The following is a 1841-nucleotide window of genomic DNA, read 5'->3' on the forward strand; positions in this document are numbered from 1 at the left end:
TGCTACATCCTAATTTGATATAAGGAGATAAAATGGGATATTTTGACTATTTGAAAGAGAAGGATTTTTTAATATGTATAGATTCAGATGGATGTGCTATGGATACTATGAATTCAAAGCATTTTAATTCATTTGGACCGGAATTTGTGAAATCATATGATTTAGAAGAGTATAGAGAAGAAGCTCTAGAATATTGGAATCAAATAAATTTATTTACAAAAACTAGAGGTATAAATCGTTTCAAAGGTTTAGCGATGGCTGTCAGAGAGATGAGCAACCGCAAAGGAATAAAATTTGAAGGATTAGAAGAATTTGAAAATTGGGTGGAAACTGCACCTCAATTATCAAATCCAGCTCTACTTGAAAAATGCCAAGAGAAGAGAAACGACTGCATGGAGAGAGCTCTACTTTGGAGTATACATGTAAATTTATCTATAGTTGAATCACAGGAAGAGGATATGCCTTTTAAAAATGTTAAGGAAGCTATGGATGAAATGTGCAAATATGCCGATTTAACTGCAGTTTCTTCAGCAAATGGTCAGGCAGTGGAGTCTGAGTGGACAAAACACGGAATAAAGGATTGCTGTAGAGTATTATTATGCCAAGAAGCTGGATCAAAGGCTTACTGTATAGAAAAGCTTCTAGAAAAAGGATACGACAAAGACAAGGTACTTATGGTAGGGGATGCTCCTGGAGATATGAAGGCAGCGTTAGACAATGGAGTTAGATTCTATCCAATAATAGTAGATGCAGAAGCATTTAGCTGGGAAAGATTAAAAAATGAAGCTAGTAAGAAATTATTCGCAGGCGAATTCGACGATGCGTACCAAGAGCAGTTAATAAAAGAATTCGAAGTTGCTTTAGGAATATAGATTTAGATAGACAAATATAATCAAAGATTTAAGTGAATTTTTAAATATATAAGGGAAAAATACAAATACAGAGGAGACATGTCATGAAAAATTTTATGGATAAAGATTTTCTTTTATCAAATGAAATATCAAAAAAGCTTTACCATGAATACTCAAGCGTTATGCCGATAATAGATTATCACTGCCACATCAACCCACAGGAGATAGCAGAGGATAAAAAATTTGAAAACATAACTCAAGTATGGCTAGGTGGAGACCACTACAAATGGAGACAAATGCGTTCAAACGGTGTAGAAGAAAAATACATAACTGGAGACGCTACAGATAGAGAAAAATTCCAAAAATGGGCTGAAACTTTAGAAAAAGCTATAGGAAACCCACTATATCACTGGAGTCACTTAGAGCTACAAAGATATTTCGGATATGAAGGTGCTCTAAATGGAGAGACAGCAGAAGAGGTTTGGAATTTATGCAACGAAAAATTAAAAACTATGTCTGCTAGAAGTATAATGAGAGATTCTAATGTTGAATTAATATGCACTACAGACGATCCAATAGACGATTTAAAATACCACATAGCTATAAAAGAAGATGAAACCTTCGATATACAAGTTCTTCCAACATGGAGACCAGATAAAGCTATAGCTATAGAAAAGGTTGACTACGTAGATTATATAGCAAAATTATCAGAAGTAAGTGAAATAGAAATAAAATCATTCGCAGACTGGAAACAAGCTATAACAAAACGTATGGAATTTTTCAACGAGGTAGGTTGCAAGATAAGTGACCACGGTTTATTATACATACCTTATGTAGAAGCCGATGAAGATACAGTAGATGCTATATTTAAAAAACGCCTAGCAGGAGAAAATATAACTGAAGTTGAAGAACTACAATTCAAGACAGCTTGTATGCTATATGTAGGTGGAGAATACAGTCGTCTAGGATGGGCTATGCAGCTACACTTCG

The 1841-nt window shown here is 34.4% G+C and carries 2 protein-coding genes; both read left to right on the forward strand.

What is annotated here, in order from left to right:
* Positions 1-32 precede the first annotated feature (32 nt).
* Positions 33-872, forward strand: coding sequence for an HAD family hydrolase (locus tag ACI3VO_RS03920; RefSeq protein WP_439756668.1), 840 nt, complete (start codon positions 33-35; stop codon positions 870-872).
* A gap of 83 nt (positions 873-955) precedes the next feature.
* A partial coding sequence (uxaC, locus tag ACI3VO_RS03925; protein WP_439756669.1) for a glucuronate isomerase occupies positions 956-1841 on the forward strand: 886 nt, incomplete at its 3' end.

Origin of the sequence: Intestinibacter sp. (assembly GCF_051866655.1) — a bacterium.
GTDB lineage: Bacteria > Bacillota > Clostridia > Peptostreptococcales > Peptostreptococcaceae > Intestinibacter.

Excerpts from the sequence above, each read along its gene's own strand:
- ACI3VO_RS03920 (WP_439756668.1), top strand. The coding sequence starts at position 33 with ATGGGATATTTTGACTATTTGAAAGAGAAGGATTTTTTAATATGTATA.